This window comes from Telluria sp. ZB4P36, assembly GCF_059685865.1.
Window position 1 is genome coordinate 131,045 of sequence record NZ_JCASIE010000010.1, and the last position, 21,189, is coordinate 152,233.

13 protein-coding genes are annotated in these 21,189 nt (G+C 66.8%); 4 read left to right on the top strand and 9 right to left on the bottom strand.

All coding sequences use genetic code 11. The features are described 5' to 3' along the window. Nucleotides 1–10: 10 nt before the first annotated feature. Genes AC56LK_RS14710 through AC56LK_RS14725 form a run of 4 tightly spaced genes read left to right on the top strand, consistent with a single transcriptional unit; the run spans nt 11 to nt 5,534 of the window. Nucleotides 11–1,408: a sugar porter family MFS transporter gene (locus tag AC56LK_RS14710; RefSeq protein ID WP_497185236.1), complete on the top strand. Its 1,398-nt coding sequence runs from the start codon at nt 11–13 to the stop codon at nt 1,406–1,408. 42 nt (nt 1,409–1,450) lie between these two features. Next, nucleotides 1,451–2,290: a phytanoyl-CoA dioxygenase family protein gene (locus tag AC56LK_RS14715; protein WP_497185237.1), complete on the top strand. Its 840-nt coding sequence runs from the start codon at nt 1,451–1,453 to the stop codon at nt 2,288–2,290. Nucleotides 2,291–2,294: 4 nt separating this feature from the next. Beyond that, entirely contained in the window at nt 2,295–3,215 is a 921-nt protein-coding gene (locus AC56LK_RS14720; RefSeq protein ID WP_497185238.1) for a hypothetical protein, read from the top strand. A gap of 21 nt (nt 3,216–3,236) precedes the next feature. Beyond that, nucleotides 3,237–5,534: a GH36-type glycosyl hydrolase domain-containing protein gene (locus AC56LK_RS14725; protein ID WP_497185239.1), complete on the top strand. Its 2,298-nt coding sequence runs from the start codon at nt 3,237–3,239 to the stop codon at nt 5,532–5,534. A 15-nt stretch (nt 5,535–5,549) separates the two neighbouring features. Here the strand turns inward: AC56LK_RS14725 and AC56LK_RS14730 are convergent, their stop codons facing one another. From AC56LK_RS14730 to AC56LK_RS14770, 9 genes are all read right to left on the bottom strand, one after another. After that, nucleotides 5,550–6,938, bottom strand: a complete 1,389-nt coding sequence (locus tag AC56LK_RS14730) for a right-handed parallel beta-helix repeat-containing protein (RefSeq protein ID WP_497185240.1) — start codon at nt 6,936–6,938, stop codon at nt 5,550–5,552. A gap of 43 nt (nt 6,939–6,981) precedes the next feature. Further along, on the bottom strand, nt 6,982–8,286 hold the full coding sequence (locus AC56LK_RS14735; RefSeq protein ID WP_497185241.1) for a polysaccharide pyruvyl transferase family protein: 1,305 nt from the start codon (nt 8,284–8,286) through the stop codon (nt 6,982–6,984). A 146-nt stretch (nt 8,287–8,432) separates the two neighbouring features. Next, complete coding sequence (locus AC56LK_RS14740; protein ID WP_497185242.1) at nt 8,433–11,177, bottom strand: MGH1-like glycoside hydrolase domain-containing protein; 2,745 nt, start codon at nt 11,175–11,177, stop codon at nt 8,433–8,435. A gap of 20 nt (nt 11,178–11,197) precedes the next feature. After that, the gene (gene bglX, locus AC56LK_RS14745) at nt 11,198–13,435 is read right to left on the bottom strand and encodes a beta-glucosidase BglX (protein ID WP_497185243.1); all 2,238 of its coding nucleotides are present in this window, start codon (nt 13,433–13,435) and stop codon (nt 11,198–11,200) included. 397 nt (nt 13,436–13,832) lie between these two features. Then, entirely contained in the window at nt 13,833–14,579 is a 747-nt protein-coding gene (locus AC56LK_RS14750) for a LytR/AlgR family response regulator transcription factor (RefSeq protein ID WP_497185244.1), read from the bottom strand. An 89-nt stretch (nt 14,580–14,668) separates the two neighbouring features. Beyond that, entirely contained in the window at nt 14,669–15,016 is a 348-nt protein-coding gene (locus tag AC56LK_RS14755) for a hypothetical protein (RefSeq protein ID WP_497185245.1), read from the bottom strand. 159 nt (nt 15,017–15,175) lie between these two features. Beyond that, nucleotides 15,176–17,122 carry an NPCBM/NEW2 domain-containing protein gene (locus tag AC56LK_RS14760; RefSeq protein WP_497185246.1) on the bottom strand — a complete coding sequence of 649 codons (1,947 nt, stop codon included), beginning with the start codon at nt 17,120–17,122 and terminating at the stop codon, nt 15,176–15,178. Beyond that, complete coding sequence (locus AC56LK_RS14765; RefSeq protein WP_497185247.1) at nt 17,119–18,945, bottom strand: endo-1,4-beta-xylanase; 1,827 nt, start codon at nt 18,943–18,945, stop codon at nt 17,119–17,121. The genes AC56LK_RS14760 and AC56LK_RS14765 overlap by 4 nt, the downstream gene beginning before the upstream one ends. A 16-nt stretch (nt 18,946–18,961) precedes the next feature. Further along, nucleotides 18,962–20,977, bottom strand: coding sequence for a glycoside hydrolase family 97 protein (locus AC56LK_RS14770; protein ID WP_497185248.1), 2,016 nt, complete (start codon nt 20,975–20,977; stop codon nt 18,962–18,964). Nucleotides 20,978–21,189: the final 212 nt, after the last annotated feature.

The window sequence follows — 21,189 nt, forward strand, 5'->3', positions numbered from 1 at the left end:
CAGGAGACGCATGCATTCCACCATCGAATCCGGCCCGGCCGAACACGGCGCGGCCATTTCCTCTTCCAGCGTGGCGCCGGTCAACCTGCGCGCCCTGATGCTGCTCGGCCTGGCCGGCGGCTTCGGCGGGATCATGTTCGGCTTCGACATCGCCATCATCACCGGGGCCGGGCCTTTCATCGAGAAGGAATTCGGCCTCAGCCACCTGCAGCTGGGCCTGGCCTTCAGCTCCCTGCTGTTCGGCTGCATGCTGGGCGCGGCAGCCGCCGGCGCGCTGGCGGACCGTTTCGGCCGGCGCGGCGTCATGTTGTGGGTGGCGCTGCTGTTCGGCGCCACCTGCGTCGCCACCGGCGCAGCCACCGACTTCCTGTGGTTCAACGTCGCGCGCTTCCTGGGCGGTCTCGCGGTGGGCGTGGTGTCGCTGGCCGCGCCGGTTTATATCGCCGAGGTGTCGCCGACGCGCCTGCGCGGCCGCATGGGCGCGCTCTACCAGATGGCCATCGTCACCGGCATCCTGGTGTCCTACCTGATCAACTATGCACTGCGCGACGCCGGCCCGGACGCCTGGCGCCTGATGTTCCATACCGGCGCCCTGCCCTCGGCCATGCTGTTCGCGCTGATGCTGGCTTCTCCCGAGACGCCGCGCTACCTGGCCAGCCGCGGGCGCGACGACGAAGCCCTGGCGGTGCTGGCCCGGGTCAGCGGCGCCGCGCATGCCAGGGCCGAACTGGACGCGATCCGCGCCTCGCTGGCGCACCAGGACGCAGGCTGGAGCGCGCTGCTGGCGCGGCCGAACCGCCGCCCGCTGCTGGTGGTGCTGGTACTGGCCATCCTGGTCCAGCAGACCGGCATCAACACGGTGATCGACTACTCGCCGGCGATCTTCCGCTCCGCCGGCTTCACGCTGGACGCCGCCCTGTTCTCCACCTTCGTGGTGGGCGCGGCCAATTTCGTCTTCACCCTGCTGTCGTTCTGGGTGATCGACCGCCTGGGCCGACGTCCGCTCTACCTGGTGGGCTCGAGCGGCATGGCCCTGACCCTGGCCGGGCTGTCCGTGGCCGCGTGGACCGGACACTTCCAGGGCATGCTGGTGCTCGGGCTGATCGTACTCTACCTGTTCTTCTTCGCCTCCTGCATCGGCCCGGTGTTCTGGACCCTGCTGCCGGAACTGCTGCCCAACCACATCCGCAGCCGCGCCATGATCGTGCCGGTGCTCGCGCAATGGGCCGCCAATGCGGTGGTGGTGCTGCTGTTCCCCTACGTGTTCAACCGGATCGGCAGCGGGGCCACATTCGCCCTGCTCGCGTTCAGCTGCACCGGCCAGGCGCTGTTCACCTGGCTGTTCGTTCCCGAGACCCGCGGCCGCTCGCTCGAAGACATCGCCGCGGGCTGGAACAAGCCGCGCTGACTCCAAGCACCATGTTCAAACTTGCGTCCGAAAGGGATTGCCATGCCTAACTACGTCCTCGACCAGGACCAGAAAGCCGCCTACGACCGTGACGGCTACGTGCTCTTGCCCGCCTTCTTCAAGCAGGAGGAAATCGCCCTGCTGCGCGAGACCGCCCAGCAGGACCGGATACTCGACCAGGCCTCGTTCGGCCGCGCCGACGGCGAAGGCGGGGTGGTGCGCCTGTCGCTGTGGAACCACCCGACCGACACCATCTACGGCGCCATCGCCCGTTCGCGCTCGCTGGTCGAGTCGATCGAAACCCTGCTGGGTGGCGAGATCTACCACTATCACTCGAAGATGATCATGAAGGATGCCCGGATAGGCGGCGCCTGGGCCTGGCACCAGGACTACGGCTACTGGTACCAGAACGGCGTGCTGTTCCCGCGCCTGTGCAGCGCCTTCATCGCCATCGATCCCTGCACCCGCGAGAACGGCTGCCTGCAGGTGGTGCGCCGCTCGCACCTGCTGGGCCGGCTGGACCACCGCCTGACCGGCGACCAGGCCGGTATCGACCCGGAACGCATCGCGGCCATCACCGCGCGCCTCGACACCGTTCACGTGGAAATGGAACCGGGCGACCTGCTGCTGTTCCATCCGAACACCCTGCACCGCTCGGACCAGAACCATTCGGACAAGCCGCGCTGGTCGATGATCTGCTGCTACAACGCGGCCGACAACGATCCCTACAAGCCCTCGCACCACCCCAGCTACACCAGGCTGCACAAGCTGGACGACGATGACATCCTTGCCATGGGTGCCAGGCGCTTCAGCCAGGACGACAGCACGGCCCTGCTGGATGCGGGCGACGACCGTTCCGCCGCCAGCACGATGGAGCGCTGAGGACATGCGCTACCGATCGGAAGAGCTGGTGCACATCCTCAACACCTGGACCATCCGCGCGCTGCCGGCCTGGTCGAGCGCACCGCTGGTGGACGATCCGGACGCCACCGTCGCGGCAATCCTGCGCGCCGGCTACGCCGGGCTGCAGCTGGAACCGGGCGATCCCCTGATGGACGCCGGCTTGCGGGCCGGCGCCCTGGTGCACGGCGCCGGCCGGGTCACCGCGCCCGGCCAGGCCCGCGAGCTGGTGGGCGCGCACAAGGAACTCGGCTTCGGATTGAGCACCGTGCACCTCGGCACCGGCTTCGAGTCGCAGGCCGAGGGCTATGCGCTGGCCGAAGCGCTGCTCGATGCCGCCGCCGGCTGCCGCTACCCCGTGTATGTGGAAACCCACCGCGCCACCCTCACCCAGGACCCGCGCCGCACGCTCGACCTGGTAGAGCGCTACCCCGAACTGCGCTTCAACGGCGACTTCTCGCACTGGTATGCCGGCTGCGAGATGCGCTACGGCGACTGGGAGGCCAAGCTCGCTCTGCTGCAGCCGGTATTCGACCGGGTGCGCTACCTGCACGGCCGCGTCGCCGACTCGGGCGCGCTGCAGCCGGCCATCCTCGATCGCGAGGCGCCCCACGTGCGCGACTTCCGCCAGCTCTGGACCCGTGCCATGGCCGGCTTCCTCGCCCATGCCGGCGCCGGCGAGGTGCTGTGCTTCGCGCCTGAGCTGCTTCCGCATGCGTTCTCGGTCGATGGCCGCATGGTGTACCCGGCGTACGCGCGCCAGCGGACCGGCCCGGATGGCAGCGGCGAGGACGATTGCGACCGCTGGCAGCAAGGCCTGCTGCTGGCGCGCATCGCCGACGGCTGCTTCAGGGACGCCTGCGGACGAGCCGCGCAGCCCGAGAGCCGGCCACCATTCACCGCTTGAACCACCTGAAGGACTACCCGCATGCCCTCTGCACGACGCAGCTTTCTCAAGACCGGCGCCGCCCTGGCGGCGGCCCACGCCTTCCCGCTGTTCGCGAGCGGCCGCGACGCGGGAAGCGCGCCCGCCCTCGGCCAGTGGCTGGAAGACCGCCACCGGCTGCCGGCCTACCGCTACCTGGGCCCGCTGCCCTTCCGTGTCCTCGACCGTGACGGCAAGGACGCCCGCCAGCCCGACGACCCCATGTTCATCCTGGGCAACTACCGCCTGACCGTGTTCGCTCATGTCAGCGGCGTGCTCGAGATCCTCACCGGCGAGCGCGCCTGGGCGCGCGCCAATGCCTCGGCCGAACGACTCAACTACGGCGAGCATACCGCCTCGCTGACGCTGAGATCGGGACGCACCGAGCTGGTCGGCCTGCAGTCGCTGGCCGCCGACCCAGCGCGCTGCCGGCGCCTGTTCGGCGTCGGCTTTGCGCGCTACGACTATGCAATCGACGATGCGATCACCTGTTCGCGCATGGTGTCGGTACAGCCCTCGCACGCCGTCCATCGGGGCAACCCGACCGTGGTCGTGACCGTTACCTTGAGCAACCGCAGCGCGGCGCCGGTCGACTTCGATTATCGCGAAGGCGTCGGCACCCGCTACGTCGCCGCGGACAGCCAGCGTACCGCCCCGGACCTGCTGCGCGGCCGCTACGAGCCGAGCGTCGCCGTCGACCGCGGGGGCAAGCTCGCGCTGTGCAGCAACCGCTTCCATGCCCGCCAGTTGCTGGTGCCGGACGGCAGGAATGCATCGTCGTCCATCGATACGCTGCCGATGCACCTGTTCCTGTCGACGCGCGCCGAGACCGGCATCCTGATCGACGCCGGCGAGTCGGACGCGCAAGGACTGCGCGCACGTGCGCGCGGCAGCCTGGCACCGGGCAAGAGCGTCAGCTTCGACATCGCCATCGGCCTCACCACCGCCGGCATGCCGGAGGCGCGCGAACAGGCGCGCAAGCTGCTGGCGGCTGCGCGTCGTGACGGCGCCGGCGAAGGCCTGTTCCAGCACGCGTGGCTGCGTCGCCTGCCCGACCTGTCCGGCGAAGCCAATGCGCTGCTGCGCCGCGAAGCGCTCTGGAACGCCTACTGCCTGGAAGCGATGGCCACCTGGAGCAGCTACTTCCAGGAGACCTTCATCCCCCAGGGTCAGGTGTACAGCTACCAGGACGGCGAGAACATCTCCAACCGCGACCATGCCCAGGCCGTGCTGCCGCTCGTGTACACGAATCCGGCGCTGGCCAAGTCGGCCTTGCGCTACATGTTCAAGCACACCACGCCGATCGGCGAGATCCGGCGCGGCAACAGTGGTGTCGGCTATTCCGCCCCCGGCATCTACAAGGAGAGCGACGAGCAGCTGTACGCCTTCATGGCTGCCGGCGAATACCTGCGCGTGACGCGCGACTATGCCATGCTGGACGAACCGATCGGCTACTACCCGGTCGAGGCCGGACGCAGCGAGACCGTGCTCGCCATGCTCAAGCGTCACTTCACCTACCTGCGCGACGAGGTCGGACTTGGCGAGCATGGCCTGGTCAAGATGCTGAACTCGGACTGGAGCGATTCCTTCTTCCATACGGTGCCGGTGAACACCGTATTCCACTCGGCCGAGTCGCACATGAACAGCGCCATGGCGCTGGCGGTGATACCGCCCCTGGCCGATGCACTGAAGGCATCCGGCAAGCCGGCCGCCGGCGAGCTCGTCGCCGCGCTGGACAGCTACGCGGCGCGCCTGCGCAAGGCCTTCCTGGACGACCTGGGGGAGCGTGACTTTGCGGCCCGCGCCTACCTGGGCGAGGGCAAGGGCGAGTTCGGCAGGGACATCGTGTGCATCGAAGCACAGGGATTCCTGCTGCAGCTGGCCGAGCTGCCGGCCGGGCGCAAACGCCGCATGTATGCGCGCATCAAGCCGGCGCTGCTGGAACCGGTGGGCTTCCGCATCCATGAGAAGCCGATCTTCGGCCATGCGGGCGAAGGCGAAGACGGCGCGATATGGGCGGCGCTGGAGCACCAGCTGGTCAAGGGTGTGCTCAGCTTCGACAAGGCGGAAGCGGAGCGCCTGCTCGAGCGCATGAGCTTTGCCAGGCGCGCCGAGGTCTATCCACGGTATTGGCTGGGACAGTGGACCCGCTTCGACGGCATGCAGAGTACGCTGTCCTCGCGCGAGGGACTGTTCAACTACTGGTTCCCGGACATCTTCAAGGAAGCCTTCGTCGGCTTCTGCTCGCACGCCCATGCCTGGCCGCTGTATAACTACATGCTGCTCCGGCGCGGGCCATGAGCGAGCGCCAAGCGGCTAGCGCTCGTAGGCGCCGCGGTCGCGCCGCTTGCCCTGCGGGCGGCGCACACCCGTGAGATCGTCCGGCTGCGCCACCTCGTCGGTGCCGGAGCCGATCGCCGCACTGCCCCTGGCCAGGCGGAAGTCCGCCCTGCGCAGGTCCGTGTACACGTCCACGAATTTAGGATCGGCCACGATGTCGTTCGGCCCGCGGATCACGTCCTGGGCCACCGGGTACAGGTTGTAGTCCCAGCGGATGTTCCTGTTGCTGTGGTTCGAGGTGACCTTGGCGCCCGGGCGCGGCACGATGATGTTATTGAGGATGACGATGTCGTTGGAGCGGTTCGGGAACAGCTCCTCGTAGCCGACCACCGCACCATTCCAGTAGGTGGTGTTGTTGACGATGTCCACGTGCGAGGTTCGGAAGGTGTGGATGCCCGAACCGCCGTTGAAGGCCGACAGGTTGTTGGCGATCAGCGAACGGCCCTTCCACACGGGACGCTTCGGCTTGGCCGGCGCAGCCGCGCCTGCTGCCGCGGCATCCGCCGTCGCCACGGCCGCGTCGGCGTTCGGATTGGTGGCGCCGCCGGCCGTGTCCTGGTCGGTGACGTCCAGCAGGATTCCGTTGCCGTCGCTGAGCTTGCCGATGCGATCCCACGGCACCATGGTCCTGTTGTTCCAGACCATGTTGCGGCGCACGATCACGTGGTAGCCCGGATTGTCGTCGAAGGCCCAGTTGTTGAGGAAGGTGATCCCCGAACCGCCGTAGCGCATGAACCAGGCGTTCTCGAACACCTTGTTGTCTTCCACCGTGACGTAGTCGGCCTCGATGACGACGATGCCGCCGCCCGGCATCTTCGACACGGTGCAGTTGCGGATGACGATGTGATGCGGCTTGCTGTCGGGCGGGTTGTTGCGGCCCTCGACGAAGATGCCGTTGGTATTATGTTCGGCATCGAAACCGGGTTTCTTGGCCGCTTCGATGGCGCGGATCAGCACCAGTTCATCGTTGTGGCCGGTGACCGTGAGGCCGTCGAAGATGTGGTAGGAGCCGTTGACTTCGATCGCCGACCATTGGCGCGAACGCAGGTCCGGGGTTTCGCCCTTCTTTGCCTTCCAGGTGATCCAGGCGTCCGGCCGCCCCGATTTGCGCACCTTGAGCAAGGCCGTGTTGTGGCCGCGGTCGGCATCGGGCTCGCTGCGGTAGATGCCGCCGCCGATCAGCACCGTGTCTCCCGGCTCGACCACCGACTCGGCCTTCTGCAGGGTGCGGAACGGCGCGCTTGCGCTGGTGCCGCTGTTCGCATCGCTGCCTTTCGGCGAGACGTGCCACTCGCGCGCGTGCGCCGTGGCGGTGACGACGGCGAGCGCCAGGAAAAGGGTGAAGCTTGTAACGATTCTCAGCACTGTCTACTCTCCATCATCACCGAGCACGCTCGGTATTGTTTGATTAATTGCCGCGGCGCACCTTGTCGAGCTCCCTGCCCAGCACCGCCATCGTTTCGGCGAAGCGCTTGTGGGTGAACTCGCGCGCCCTGCGCGCCTTGGCGCGCGCTTCGGCAGGGTTCTTGGCCATCTTCAGCACAGCTGCCGGGAAGGCGGCCACTTCCTCCTCGACGTCAAAATTGAACAGCCAGTCGGACAGGCCGATGTCGTCCCACATGCGGCCCTTGCTGCTCTGTTCGACCCAGCGGTTGACGATCGCCGGCACCCCGAGCGCAATGCACATGATCGGGCTGTGCATCTCGTTGCTGAACATGCCCTCGCAGCGCTTGTAGACCCCCATCGCTTCTTCCAGCATCCAGGGACGGTCGAGCCACACCACTTTGCGCTTGACGTCTTCCGGGAGGTGGTCGTAGACCCAGGTCTTGCCGATCTCGGTCTCGGTCTCGTCCTCGTTGCCGATCAGGACCTTCAGATCGGTCTGGCGCGTGACCTGGATGATGGCCTCGCGCAGGGGGGCATGATCGAATTCCTTCATCTCCTCGTTGCGCTGGTACTGGCGGCCGTCGAAGGGACGCTTCTTGCGCACGTGGTGCCAGGTCGGCGTGTAGCGCTGCTTGGGCAGGCACACCATGAATTTTCCGTCGGCCAGGCCCAGCCTGGCCAGCAGCCTGGCGGCCGCTGGATCGTCCGCCACGTCGGTGGAGAACACGACGTCCGGCGACCAGCCCATGATCGGGGCCTTGACGCCGTCGAGCTGGGCCTTCTTGAGCGACACGGAATCACGGAAGTACGCGAACGCGGCGCGCGACAGGGTGTCCTTCTCGCCGTTACCGAAGATCCAGTGGCCATACGTGACGCCGTACACGCCGAAGGGTTTGCCGGTGCGCTTGTTGAAGGCCTCCAGGTCCATCCAGGCCAGCGCATACGGGCCCGAGTTGTGCAGCATGAAGTCGGCGGACGCCACCGCCGCTTCCAGTTCCGGGGTCGAGGCGACGCCGTTCTGGTCCAGCTTGCCCTGGGCGATCTTCAGCTTGGGGAAGCGCTTCATGAGCATGCGGATCTCATGCTCGGGCACCTCCATGTACCACGGCCACAGGGTCACTTCGACGTCGGGCAGGTGGCGTTCCAGTACCGCCAGCGCGGCCGGGGTGTGGGCGACGTCGCCGATGTTCTCGATCTGCCAGTGCGAGCGCAGGATGATGCGGCGCGGCTTCGCCGCCGCCAGGGCCGCGAACGGCAGCATGGCCGCGCCGGCGGCGGCCGTCAGGGTTCCCAGCATGCGGCGGCGGGATGCTTGTTGCAGGGTCATACTTGTCTCCTACTTGATGAACATGCGCCAATTCTGGACATTGACGCAAGGACCTTGCAATTGCGAAAAACGTCGGAACGATTGCGCAAAACGCTTGCCGCCGGCCGCGAACGCCGTGGTGCACCGGCGCGGCCACGGCGCAAGGCTCACGCACCTGTTCGCCACAGGCGCAGAAAGCCGGTCTGCGCCTTGCCGGCTGGCACCCGGATCGACAGCGCCCCGCCGGACAGTCGGCGCACCTCGACCGCCTTCCCGTTCCAGCTGGCGCGGTAACGTCCCGGCACGGCCACGGCCAGCACCGCGCTGTGCGTGCTGTGCTGGGTGGGATAGAGGGCCAGTTCGGCATCGAGGCGGCTGTTGTCCGCCGACCACGCGCGCTTGCGTATCCACACGTCGTAGCCAGCGGTGAGGCTGCCCAGCTCGAAGTAGCTGGCATACCAATTGGCGATCGGACCGGACAGGCCGGAGAACTGGTGCCAGCCCACGCCCTGCCCGGTGGCGATCTCGAAGTGCTCGGCCGAGGTCCCGCTCTCGGCCGCTTCGCGCTGGTACAAGCCGAGCGCGGTCCTGGCAATGGTCCAGGCCTGCTCGTCGCGGCCCAGGTCCAGCAAGGTCTTCCAGATGAAATACTGGTGCGGGAACCAGACCGTCCCGTTCCAGTAGCCGAGCGGATCGTAATAGCCGGCGCGCTGGTCGACCGCCGTGATACCGGCGCGGCTCCACAGCCGCCCTTCCGTACCGAGGTGCTCCAGCAGGGCGCGCGTTTGCTCCGGCGTGGCGATGCCGGCCACCAGCGGCTGCACGCCATCCAGGCCGCGGTTGAGCTGTTCGCCCTCCTCGGTGCGCAGCAGGCCGGCTGGCCGGCCGGCCTCGTCGTGCAGAACGTAGCCGAAGTAGCCGCTGTCCGGATCCCAAGCGTGCTGCTGGATGGCGCGCGCCAGCCGTGCGATGTCGGCGTCATAGTCCGCTACGTCGCCGCTGCGGCCCAGTTCCAGCGCGGCCATGCGCAGGATGCGCGCGGCGCGAATCGCGTGGGAGGTGGTCACCATCGGCGCGGTGCGCCGGGCGATGCCCCGTGCATGCATGCGGACCTGGGCCGGATAGTCGTCCCAGCCGCCGCTGTTGTAGAAATAATCCCAGGTGCCCAGCAGGCCCGACGGCAGCCGCGCCGTGGTGGACGAGGGAAAACGCCCGACCAGGAACTCGTAGTACTGGCGCAGGCGCGGATACGCATGCTGCAGCAGGCCACGGTCCTGGGTGCGGTTCCACAACTCCAGGAACTGGGTATGCTGCACCGGAAGCGGCGTGCCGTGATGGATGAACGCCGCCTGCGCTTCCGGCGCCGTGGTGTAGGCATTGAGCACATCGGCGGACAGGCGCGGCGCCACCGCCGCCATCGCCAGGCCGATGAAACCGGAATCCCAGGTATACAGGGAGTCCCACCACTTGCCCGGCGTGAAATGGCGGATGTACTGGTCCTGGGTATAGACCGGGTACACGACATTCATCAGGAGATTGGCACGGATCAGCTGGCGTGCGAGGCCGTACTTCGCTCCGGCGGCCAGGCTGGGCGCCGGAGCGGCGCTGCGCCGCGCCTTGTCGAAGGCCGCGCCGGCCTCCTGCTGTCCGGTGCGCAAGGCCGCCTCGACCTCGGCCCGGCTGCCTTCGGTGACCACCGTCCAGATGGTTTCGCTCCCCCCGGCCGGGACCGGCGCCCCGCGGAAATGCAGGTTGGTGTAATGGCCGGTACGGTCGCCATCGAACTCCAGCGCGCTCTTGCGCATGCTGTGGCGACCGAAGAAATGGTCGAGCATGCCGTTGCGCACCTGGCGTACGCGGGTCGCATCGCGGTACCAGCGCAGGCCGTAGTAACGCCCGCTCTGGCGGTATTTCAGCAACACGGAGTGCGGCAACGGCCCGGGGATGATCTCAGGCGTGGTATCGCGATCTTCCGGCTCGAACCGCACCTGCGCGGCCAAGTCGCCGGTCGACAGGGCGAATCCGTTGATCTCGACCGCATCGGCGCCGGCGTTCCTCAAGTTCAGTTCGTCGCCCGTTCGTCCGAGCGTGAGGACATGGGTCTGGTAGCCCGGCCCGGGGGCAAGGACGATCGGCACCATTCCAGCGGCCTCAAGGGCCGCTCCCTTGGGCGCGCGGTAGCGAAGCACCACGACGGTGCCGGCGGCGACCTGGCCCAGCCCATAGCTGGCGCGATCGCCCGGACGCAGGCTCAGCGCGCGGCCATCGACCATGCCATCGTCGCGCTCCTCGTTGCGCAGGCGGCCGTCATAGGGAAGCCGGTCCTGGGGACCTGGCGCGGCCACCTCCAGCGCGCGATAATGCACGGCATTGATCCAGCGCGCACCCGGCGGCAGTGCTGGACGCAGGATGCGGCGCGGCGTCAGCACCTGGTTCGGCCCCCTGTTGGGCAACTGCAGCGAAGCCACTAGGTTGAGCGTGACGGTGCGGGGCTGCCCAGTAGTGTTGAACAGGTCTGCCCGGATCACGCGGGTGCGTTCGTCCAGCGCGGCAAACGCCAGTTGCGCGTACAGGCGATCGCCGTCGATGCGTTGGCGAAAAGCGTAATAATCCAGGCCGGGCGCCGCGTCCCAGGCCACCATGCCGGTATTGAGCGAGGCATTCGGCGCCGAGGGCGTGGTGGTGGTGTGGCCGCCGGCAAACAGCGAAACGTCGAAGCGCAGTCCGCGCTCCTGGTCGGTCAGGTGCGACAGCCCCAGGTAGGCATTCGAATACGGCCCCCAGGAGGGGGCGCGCAGGTCGTGGCTGCGGCTGTAGGAGGCCAGGTCGGCCGGCAACAGTGGCGCGGCGGCGCACGCCGATCCCGCCGCGAGCAGCAGCGTGCCGCCCAGGCGGCGCCAGAATGGGTTCACGCTTCCTCCCATGGCCGGCCTCAGTCCGTCAGCTCGAACTGCCCCTTCAGGCGGATGTCGTCGGACGCGCTGCCGATCATCAGCTCGAAGCGGCCCGGCTCCGCGCCCCACTGCAGGTCGGCATTATGGAAGGACAGCAGCTCGCGGTCGATCTCGAAGCTGACGCGCCGGGTCTGGCCCGGTTCCAGGCGCAGCTTGCGGAAGCCCTTCAGCTCCTTGACCGGACGGGCGACCGAGGCCACGGGATCGCGCAGGTACAGCTGCACCACTTCCTCGCCGGCGCGGCGCCCGGCGTTGTGCAGCTCGAAGGACACGGTCAGCTTGTCCTTGCCGGACAGGCGCTGCGCGGACAGCTGCAGCTTGTCGTACTTGAAGCTGGTGTAGGACAGGCCGTGGCCGAAGGCGTACAGCGGGGTGTTCGGCGAATCCATGTAGGCCGAGCCGTACAGCGCCTCTACCTCCGGCACAGGCCGGCCGGTGTTCAGGTAGGAATAGTAGATCGGCACCTGGCCCAGGCTGCGCGGGATCGTGATCGGCAGCTTGCCCGAGGGATTATAGTCGCCGAACAGCACGTCGGCCATGGCGTTGCCGCCTTCCGTTCCGGGCAGCCAGGCGTACAGGATGGCGTCGGATTGTTCGGCTACGTCGGCAAAGGCGAGCGGACGCCCCGCCAGCACCACCAGCACCACCGGCTTGCCGGCCGCCTTGGCGGCGGCACGTACCTGGTGGAACAGCTGGTCCTGCTTGCCCGGCAGGGTGATCGAGGTGTACGAACGCGCTTCGCCGGTATGATCGAAGGACTCGCCCAGCGCCAGCACCACCACGTCGGCCTCGCGCGCGGCCTTGACGGCGGCGCTGAAGCCGCGGGTATCCTTGCAGGCGATGTCGCAGCCCTTGACGACGCTCAGGCGGCTGCCCTTGGCCAGCTGCCGGCGCATGCCGTCGGCCAGCGACACCACGTTGGCCGGGTCGCTGTGCACGATCCACGCGCCCTCCAGGTCGCGGCGCGCCTCGGCCAGGGGCCCGATCAGGGCGATGCGGCGGACGTCCTTGCGCAGCGGCAGCGCTTCACCCTTGTTCTTGAGCAGCACCATGCTCTTGCGTGCGACGTCGCGCGTGGCGGCGCGGTGCTCCGGATTGCCATGCACCGCCTTTTCACGGGCGGCGTCGCTGTAGCGATAGGGATCGTCGAACAGGCCCAGTTCGAACTTCTTGGCCAGCACGTGGCCGACCGCCTGGTCGACGCTCGCTTCGCTGACCTTGCCTTCCTTGACCAGCTGCGCCAGGTGCTTGTTGTAGGCGTAGCCTTCCATGTCGATGGTGTTGCCGGCGTTGATCGCCCTGGCGGCGGCATCCTTCAGGTCGGCAGCGTAGCCGTGGCGCACCATCTCGGCCACCGATTGCCAGTCGCTGACGATGATGCCGTCGAAGCCCCATTTCTGGCGCAGGATGTCCTTTTGCAGCATGGCGCTGCCGGTGGCCGGGATGCCGTTGAGCGTATTGAAGGCGTTCATGAAGGTGGCCACGCCCGCATCCACCGCGGCCTTGAACGGCGGCAGGTAGACTTCGTGCAGCTGCTGGGGACTGATGTCCACGGCCTGGTAATCGCGTCCCGCGACTGGCGCGCCGTAGGCTGCGAAGTGCTTGGCGGTGGCCATGACGCTGTCCAGCTGTCCCAGGCCCTTCCCCTGGAAACCCTTGACGCGCGCCTTCGCGATCGCCGAGCCGAGAAAGGCATCCTCCCCGGCGCCTTCCATCACCCGGCCCCAGCGCGGGTCGCGCGCGACGTCGACCATCGGCGCGAAGGTCCAGTGCACGCCGGAAGCCGCCGCTTCGGCGGCCGAGATGCGCGCCGAGCGTTCGATGGCCTCCAGGTCCCAGGACGCCGCTTCGGCCAGCGGCACCGGGAAGACGTTCTTGTGGCCGTGGATGACGTCCAGTGCGAACAGCAGGGGGATCTTCAGGCGCGACTGCATCGCCAGGTCCTGCAGTTCCCGGGTCTCTTCCACCGACTTCACCGTCAGCAGCGAGCCGATCCTGCCGGCCCTGATGTCGGCACGCTTGTCGACGTTCTTGGCCTCGGCGTTGGCCGGCCCGGTCAGGCCGCTGGCCACGACCTGGTTCAACTGGCCGACTTTCTCTTCCAGTGTCATCTGCTTGAGCAAGGCCTGTACCTTCGCGCTGATGGCCGGATCGGCGCCATGGGCGGGGCCGGCGAACATGGCCAGCACGGCAAGCGAAGTAATGGTGCGCTTCATGAATCCCTTGTAGATAGGTGAAATTTTGGGCGAGCGTAGCATGCCTGCGATGCGCCGTTGATTGCGTTTTTTGCGCTGCCGTACATGTTTTTCCCGGTCGAATCCAGGTGCCCCGCCGCGACGACGGCGCGGGCTGTTACGAAAGCTTCTCCGGCAAGAAAACGCAATTGACGCTTCGTCGCAGCGGCAAGCAGGCTGCAGGGATCGACCACCACCCCTCAGCCGCCGACATGAGCAGCCATCGCCCGCTTCCAACCGATCCGCGCCGCCGCATCGCCCTGCCGGGTGCGGACGGGGCGCTGGCCACCGTGGACTACCGCAGCGCGCATGACCCCTCAACAGCGTGGTGTCGGACCTCGTGCGGCGCCACCTGTAGCGGAAGCAGGACAAGCCGATCTTACATCGGCCGGAAACGCCAGGAATAGGCTTGGCTGGCTTTTAGAACTTCGGGCCGGTCCTTCAGCGTGATCATGATCTTTCCTAGTTCATCGCGCCGGATTCGAGAAATAGCTGCTGCCCGCACGACTGCACTGCGATGTACCTGCCAAAACTGCTCCGGGTCGAGACCCTCGATCAACTCGCGTAGCGGCGTACGAACCAGTGCCTCGTCGTTGGCGGTCACCACGCGCGTGTACTTCTCATCCGACTGAAAATACAGCACGTCGTCGATTGGAAAGATCTTGATGGTGTCGGCAACGCTTGCGCTAATCCAGCGAATCTGCGCTGCGTCTCCGCGCAGGCTCCGGTCTAGCTTGGTCATCAGAGCGCTTATGTCCGACAGCGGCAGCGCTAGTCGCTCGCGCAGGCGGCCGCAGGTCTGTTGCAAACGGGCCCGCCCGACCGGTTTGCGCAGGTAGTCGATTGCACCGGTCTCGAATGCATCGAAGGCGTGCTCATCATAAGCCATGACGAACACCACGCGGCAGTGCGTCCCCGCCACCTTCGCTACGTTCAGTCCGGACAGGCCAGGCATGCGAATATCGAGGAATGCGATGTCGGGCTGCAGGCGATCAATGGCTTCCAAGGCCACGGTGCCATGTTCGCATTCAGCCAGCACGTCCAGGGAAGGCCATACCTCAGCCAGCAGGCAGCGCAATTCCCTCCGCGGGAGGTCTTCGTCATCGGCAATGATCGCAGTAGGCATACGGGCTGTCAGTAGTCAAAGGACAGAGGAATGCGCAGTGTGGCGGAGACCCCGCCATTGGGACGAGCTTTCAATTCAAGACTGGCGTGCTAGCCGAACCGGGTCCGCAGGCGCTCCTGGATATTGGCCAAGCCGATACCACTCCCGGAGACCGTCGCGCCGAAACCGACACATGGCGGTGCCACCGGAAATGCCGCACCAGCACAGCCAGTCCCGGGCCGATCAGCACAGCCGCAGCCGCAGTGACGATGTAGACCAAGCTCGCTTGATCCGATCATCGCCATGAAAACGACAATGACAAGCAAGGCTCCGCTGAGCATGGCCACGCTGCGATAACGGAACCATGGAATGCTATAGATTGGATAGTTGCGCGCACGGCCAAACCAGCGGCCGGTGCTTGCGGCCACCTCCGTAGGCAGCAAGATCGGGGAGTACATCCTGTTCTCCTTGTAAATGTTATGAGGAAACAGAGAGTAAGCCGCGTGCGTGCCGTTGTGCAGTGAGGCGACGAAAGTGCGTCTTTTGCGTGATGGAACACGATTTCTCGACGATAGGGCTTTCGACCTCCGCCGTAATGGACACGGAATGCAGTCGCGTTAATTGATGGAATCGACACCAGTCAGCGCAGCCTTGCCCCAGGTGACCACCAGCGTACCGGCGCCGCCCGCCGTGCCGGCCTGGCGCGCGATCAGTTCCACCACATTGGCCCCGGCCACCCCGGCCTGCAGGGCCTGGGCGCCCTGCCCCCAGCGCAGCGGACGCGATTTGGCCAGCAGGCGGCCGTCACCGTAGACCTCGAACACCACCGCATCCTTCGTGTTGCGGGTGCTGTCGTCCACGCCGACCTCCGCCCTGAACATCGCATACTGCCCGTCGTTCTTCACTTCCATGCGCGAGCCCGCCAGGATGCCGATACCGCTGCGGTAGCCTTTTCCATTGATTTGCAAAGCGCCGTCGTATGGCGTCATGTCGGCCTGCGCGCCGCCCCAGCCCGTGTACTGCGGACGCTCGCCGCCGCTCTTCGTCCCCGACCACACGTTGACCGAGCGGTAGACGGTGGGGTCGGCCTGCGGCAGCACGACGCCGTCGTCGGCCACGTGGATCCGGCCCGGCATCTCGGACAGGTACAGCCCGTCCTCCAGTTCGCGTTTGCCGCTCGCTTCGAACACCAGCGACTCGTGCGGCTGCAGCCGGAACCGGGTGGCGCCCAGGAAGCTGCTGGCCTGCCCGCTCCACAGCTCGCGCAGCTGGATCGGCGCATCGTCCGCGAACTTCAGGTGGGCCGCCAGCAGGTCGGCCGTCAATGGCGAACCGGTGCGGTTGACGATCACCACGCCCTTCCTCGAAGGATCGGCAAGCTGCTTGACGATGATCTGCAGGTCATGGCTGTCGAAAGCGATCACGCCGGCGTTGCCGGCCTTGTCCTGGTTGAGCGCGACGATGTCGGTGTTGCGGTAGATGTCCATCACCGCCTGCGGCGTCTTGCGCAGGTCTTCCCCGATCAGGAGCGGCGCGTTGATGATCGCCCACAAGGCGAAATGGGTGCGCGCCTCCGTCAGGTGCTTCGCATCGAACTCGCCATGCCCGATGTGCAGCATGTCCGGATCGTTCCAGCTGCCGGGACGGGCATACAGCGCGCGGTGCGAGGCCGAATCGAAGGTATGCAGCATGCGTCCCCACCAGGGTGCGATATCGCTGCTGGTGCGGATCACGTTGCCCACGCGCTGGCCCCAGCTGCGCACGTCGGCATCGCCCCACACGCAGATGGAGAAGGTGAAATCGTTGTCCGGCCGCGCCTTGAGCAGCGCGCGCCCGACCTCTTCGTAACCGTCATGCACCCGTCTGATGTCGGTGCGCAGGATCGACACCGGATCGATCCACGGCTGCACCATGCGGTACCCGCGCTCCTTCACTGCGCGCGACTCCGGGCCGTAGGCGGCGATACCGCAGGCGTCCACCTTGATGTAGTCGAAGCCCCACTCGCCCATGTACAGCAGGATGTCGCGCTCGACATTGTCGCGCAGGCCGATGGCCTTTTCATCGAGCGTCCCCTTGGGTACGCGCGCGATGTCCTCCGGACTGTTGCCCTGCTGCGAGCAGGAATTGTGTCCCAGGTCGCTGTAGATGCCTGGCTTCAGCCCCATCGACTTGATGCGGTCGGTGAAGGGCTTGAAGCTGTTGCCGCCGCCGGCGGCGGCCGAGGGGAAGCGCTCCGTGTTGATCACCATGCGGCGCGTAGCGGTGTCGCGCCTGGCCCAACAGCCGTCGTCGACGTTGACGTAGACATAGCCGAGCCCGGCCAGTCCGGACTCCACCATGATCCTGGCCGACTCCATCACCTTGTCTTCCGACAGATCGGTGAGGAAGGCGTTCCAGCTGCTCCAGCCCATCGGCGGCAGCGGAGCGTGGCCGCGCGACAGCGCGGTCCATTTTCCGCTCGCCTTCAGGGGTGGGCGATCGAGGGTGGTGCCAGCTGCAAACGCGCCATCGGCGCACAGGCTGAATAGGACCGCGGCCAGCGGCAATCGGCACCGGACGCTCATGGCAGGCGCACCAGCACCTGGGCGCCCTGCTTGTCCAGCTCGAACGGCACGCTGACACGCTTGCCCTTGTACGCGACCGTGGCCTGATAGCTGCCGAAATGGCCGCGCGCGCCGAACTCGCCCGAAGCAGTGCTGGCGCCATCGACCCGGGTCTTCCATTGCTTCGTCACCAAGTCCTTCCAGGCCGCCAGGCTGGGCTTGGCACTCCAGTCCTTGCGGAACATCGCGGCATCCGGCTTCCAGTGCTGGCTTTCCCAGAATCCCCACTTGATGAAGCCGGAAACGGCCGGATGGCTGTAGGTGGCGATCAGGAAGTCGCGCGTGTAGTCGGCCTGCAGCGCCTCATCCTTGGAATTGATGTCGAATTCCGTGATCTGGACCGTGTTCCCGCCTTCGGCCAGCAGGTCGAGATCGGACAGTACGGAAACCGGGGCGCGCGGCGTCTGGCCGACATGGCCCTGCACGCCCAGTACGTCGACCCGCGCGCCGTTCTTGCGCAGCATGGCCGCGAATTCCTTGAACTCCTTGATGAACAAGGGACTGGAGCTGCGGTTGAGCATCGCGTACTCGTTCAGGGTCAGCTGCAGCTTCGGGTCGCTCTGCTCCGCCAGCTTGAACCACTTGGCCACTTCTTCCTTCGGCATGTGCTTGAAGTAATCGGTCTCGTGCACCGGTTCGTTGACCACGTCCCAGCCGATCAGCTTGCCGTGCGTGGCTTTGCTGATGTCGCGGATATGCTCGTCGATCAATCCGGGCAGCTTCTCGCCGCGCTTTGGATCGGCCGCGATGTCCGGCGGCGAGAACTTCCAGGCCGGCCACACCAGGTTGTGCCCCTTGGCGCGCAGGCCGTTTGCGCCGATCCAGTCGAGCGCCTTGAAAGCGTTGGCGCGATGGCGAGGATCGCGGTAGCGCGGCCATTTGAAATCGTTCTCGATGACGGCGGTATTGAACAGCGCCTTGAGCTCCTGGCGATAACGGTCCGATTCGGGCGCGATCAGGCGTGCGGAGTCGACCGCGGTGCCCCACAGGAAGGCGGCGCGGATCATCGCCGCCTCGACCTTCGCGCCCTGCACCGGGCGGCCGCGTGCATCGACCACCTTGATGGTGAACGGCGCCGTGCGGATCCGTTCGATGCGCGCCAGCGCGGCGCGCCGCCACGCGGCCTCGGGCTCGCGGCCGACGTAGGTGAAGCGCGTCACCGGCAGCGCGGCCTGCGTGGCCCGGTCACCGAAGTTCAGTACGTCGAAGTGCGCGAATTCGATGCGCTGCTCCAGGTTGCCGAAGGTGAGGCGGATCGTTCCGGCGCCGGCGCCGGCCGCTCCCGGCGCGACGAAGGGCACGTTGATGACGGTCCAGTCGGGACCGACGCTGAACGTCTGCACGGCCCGAGCATCGGTACCTGGCGCCTCGAAGATGAATACCCCTTCGGCCTCGCCGGACTCCTGGCGCGCGTGCAGCGCCCGTGCGGCGAAGCGCGCCAGCAGTATGTCGCCCTTCTTCACGGGCACGCTGCTGCTCCAGCGTGCGCTGATTCCGTTGTAGTTCTGCGATCCTTTCGGGTTATCGGCCAGGAACACCGGGCTGCCTCCCTCCTGCCGTACCACGCTGAACGAGCCGGGCCGGCCGGCCCCGTTGATATCGTCGCGGAATACGAACTCCCTGGCCGGATCGGCCGGCAGGATACTGGCGGGAGCCGCCTGGCGCAGCGCCTCCGGCAGCGCAGGCAGGTCCTGTCCGGCCGCGCGGGCCGGGCCGTGCAGCAGCATTGCCGTCAACAACACCGGGCCCGCCAGCCGGGCCACTCCTTGGATACGATCAGACATGTTCATCTCCCGGCATTCAGGGGGCGCGGCGCAGCACTACCGCGGCTCCGCCCGATGGATTGATAGTGAGGCGCAGGCGTGCGCCGGCCTGCACCGCACGCTCGGACACCTTGAGCGCATCCATCGACGTGCCGTCCTCCCACACGCGGGCCTGGAACCGCCCTTCACCGAGGAAGTCCAGCGGCAAGTCGACGCTGCGTCCCTGCTCGTTGGTCATCGCACCGATGTACCAGTCCTTGCCGGCCCGGCGCGCCGTCACCACATACTGGCCGATATCGCCCTGCAGCACGCGGGTCTCGTCCCACTTGACCGGCACCGCCTTGATGAAGTCGACGCCGTCCTGCCAGCCGCCGTCCGCCTTGCGGTAGGACGGCGGACTGTCGGACACCATCTGCAGCGGTGTGTCGTAGACGACATACATGGCCAGGTTATGGCCGCGGGTGGTCTGCACGAACGGGTTCAGGAAGCGGATCTGGTCCTGGAACCGGCTGGCCGGGAGGTGGCGCATCGCGCCCGGCGTGTAGTCGGCAGGCCCCAGCAGCATGCGCGTGAACGGCAGGGTCACGTTGTGGGTGGCGGTGACGCGCGAACTCCATTTGTTGAACTCCGCGCCCAGGATGCCTTCCTGGGTCATCAGGTTCGGATAGGTGCGTTCCAGGCCCATGGACGGATAGCCGCCGTGCATGTCGACCATGATCTTGTGCCGCGCCGCCCTGGAAATCAGGCGTTCGTAGAAGTTCACCATCTGCTGGTCGGCACGCATCATGAAGTCGACCTTGATGCCCTTCAGGCCCCAGCGGGCGTAGGTTGCCAGGGCCGTATCCATCTGGCGGTCCAGCTGCTCCCATTGCAGCCACACCCACACCCCGATGCCCTTGGACTTCGCGTAGGCGACGACCGCCGGCAAGTCCAGTTCGGGCTTGTGGCGGGTGACGTCGGCTCCCTTGACCGGCTCGATCGCGCTGCCGACCGACCATCCCTCGTCGATCATGATGTATTCCAGGCCCATCTCGGCGGCGAAGTCGACGAAGGCCTTGTAGGTGGCGGTGTTCATCCCCGGAGTGGGCACGGCCGCCTGCGAGCCGTTCCACCAGTCCCAGGCCACCTTGCCCGGCTTGATCCAGGTGGTGTCCGACAGCTTCGAAGGCGCGGCGAGCGTTTGCACCAGGCTGGTGCTGGCTAGTTGAGCCGGGCTGTCGGCCACCATCAGCACGTTCCACGGCGTCTTGAATCCGCCCGGACCCAGCTTGACCTTGGCGATCGACGCGCTCTGGCGCACGCCGGCCGGGGTATCGAAGCGCGCCGGGTGCTTGAGCTGCACGCCCAGCGCGCCGTTCTCGCGCCCGCCGAGGAAGGCCACCGGATAGTCGCGCACGTCCGAGACCGTCAGGGCGAAGGTGGCGCCGTCCTGGCCGGTCTTGCAGACCAGCGGCAGGGTATAGAGGCTGGCGTCGCGGATCCTGGAGGCCTTGACCGGGTCGAATTCTCCCTCGTGCCCCCCGAAGTACTGCCCCTGGTTATAGCCCCAGCAGTCGAAATCGGCGGCAAACGCGTACTGGGTGTCTTCCTTCCTGATCGCCAGCTCTTCTCCGGCGCTGCCGTGGATCACGTAGCGGAAGGCCGCGCCCTGGTCATACAGGCGAAATACCAGGTCGATACGGCGCTGCGGCACGGCCAGGTCCTGGTAGCTCAGCACGGTCTCGCGGTAGTGGTCGGGCACGCTGGAGAAACGGCCGGCCACCGGCGTCCAGCTGTCCTTGACTTCGCGCGTTGGGCTGGTCGCGACCAGCCGGTAACCCTTGCTGCCCGCGCTGGCGGTCCAGGTGCGCAGGTTGAACGGCGAAGGCAGCAGCAAGGACTTGCCGCGGTACGACAGCGTGAAGGACGCGATGCTGTCCGGTTTGCCCTCGGCCAGCATCGCCTCGCCGATCGTCGCCGTCAGGCGGCCGTCGGGAGAATGCAAAGTGGGGGCGGCGTGGACGATGGTGCTGGCGAACGCCAGCGCGACCATGACAAAGACGGTGGATTGCATAAGTTTCCTTATTGTGCGAAGCGCCTGCGGGCCCGCGAAAAAAAATCCGGGACGCGCGCAGCGGATCCCGGGAAGCAGCCTTGGACTGCGGAGACATATGCGGCGGAAGGCCGAACACATGGCGCAGATCTTAGCGCGTCGCCGTGTGGGAGCAATTCCGTTTTTTCCAATCCGATTGCGTTTCCGCGTACGCCAACCCCATCCGGGGCCAG

Bases quoted from the DNA above. Each gene is read 5' to 3' on its own strand.
- AC56LK_RS14710 (WP_497185236.1), top strand. From the start codon at position 11: ATGCATTCCACCATCGAATCCGGCCCGGCCGAACACGGCGCGGCCATT.
- AC56LK_RS14715 (WP_497185237.1), top strand. From the start codon at position 1,451: ATGCCTAACTACGTCCTCGACCAGGACCAGAAAGCCGCCTACGACCGT.
- AC56LK_RS14720 (WP_497185238.1), top strand. From the start codon at position 2,295: ATGCGCTACCGATCGGAAGAGCTGGTGCACATCCTCAACACCTGGACC.
- AC56LK_RS14725 (WP_497185239.1), top strand. From the start codon at position 3,237: ATGCCCTCTGCACGACGCAGCTTTCTCAAGACCGGCGCCGCCCTGGCG.
- AC56LK_RS14735 (WP_497185241.1), bottom strand. From the start codon at position 8,286: ATGACCCTGCAACAAGCATCCCGCCGCCGCATGCTGGGAACCCTGACG.
- bglX (WP_497185243.1), bottom strand. From the start codon at position 13,435: ATGAAGCGCACCATTACTTCGCTTGCCGTGCTGGCCATGTTCGCCGGC.
- AC56LK_RS14750 (WP_497185244.1), bottom strand. From the start codon at position 14,579: ATGCCTACTGCGATCATTGCCGATGACGAAGACCTCCCGCGGAGGGAA.
- AC56LK_RS14755 (WP_497185245.1), bottom strand. From the start codon at position 15,016: ATGTACTCCCCGATCTTGCTGCCTACGGAGGTGGCCGCAAGCACCGGC.
- AC56LK_RS14760 (WP_497185246.1), bottom strand. From the start codon at position 17,122: ATGAGCGTCCGGTGCCGATTGCCGCTGGCCGCGGTCCTATTCAGCCTG.
- AC56LK_RS14765 (WP_497185247.1), bottom strand. From the start codon at position 18,945: ATGTCTGATCGTATCCAAGGAGTGGCCCGGCTGGCGGGCCCGGTGTTG.
- AC56LK_RS14770 (WP_497185248.1), bottom strand. From the start codon at position 20,977: ATGCAATCCACCGTCTTTGTCATGGTCGCGCTGGCGTTCGCCAGCACC.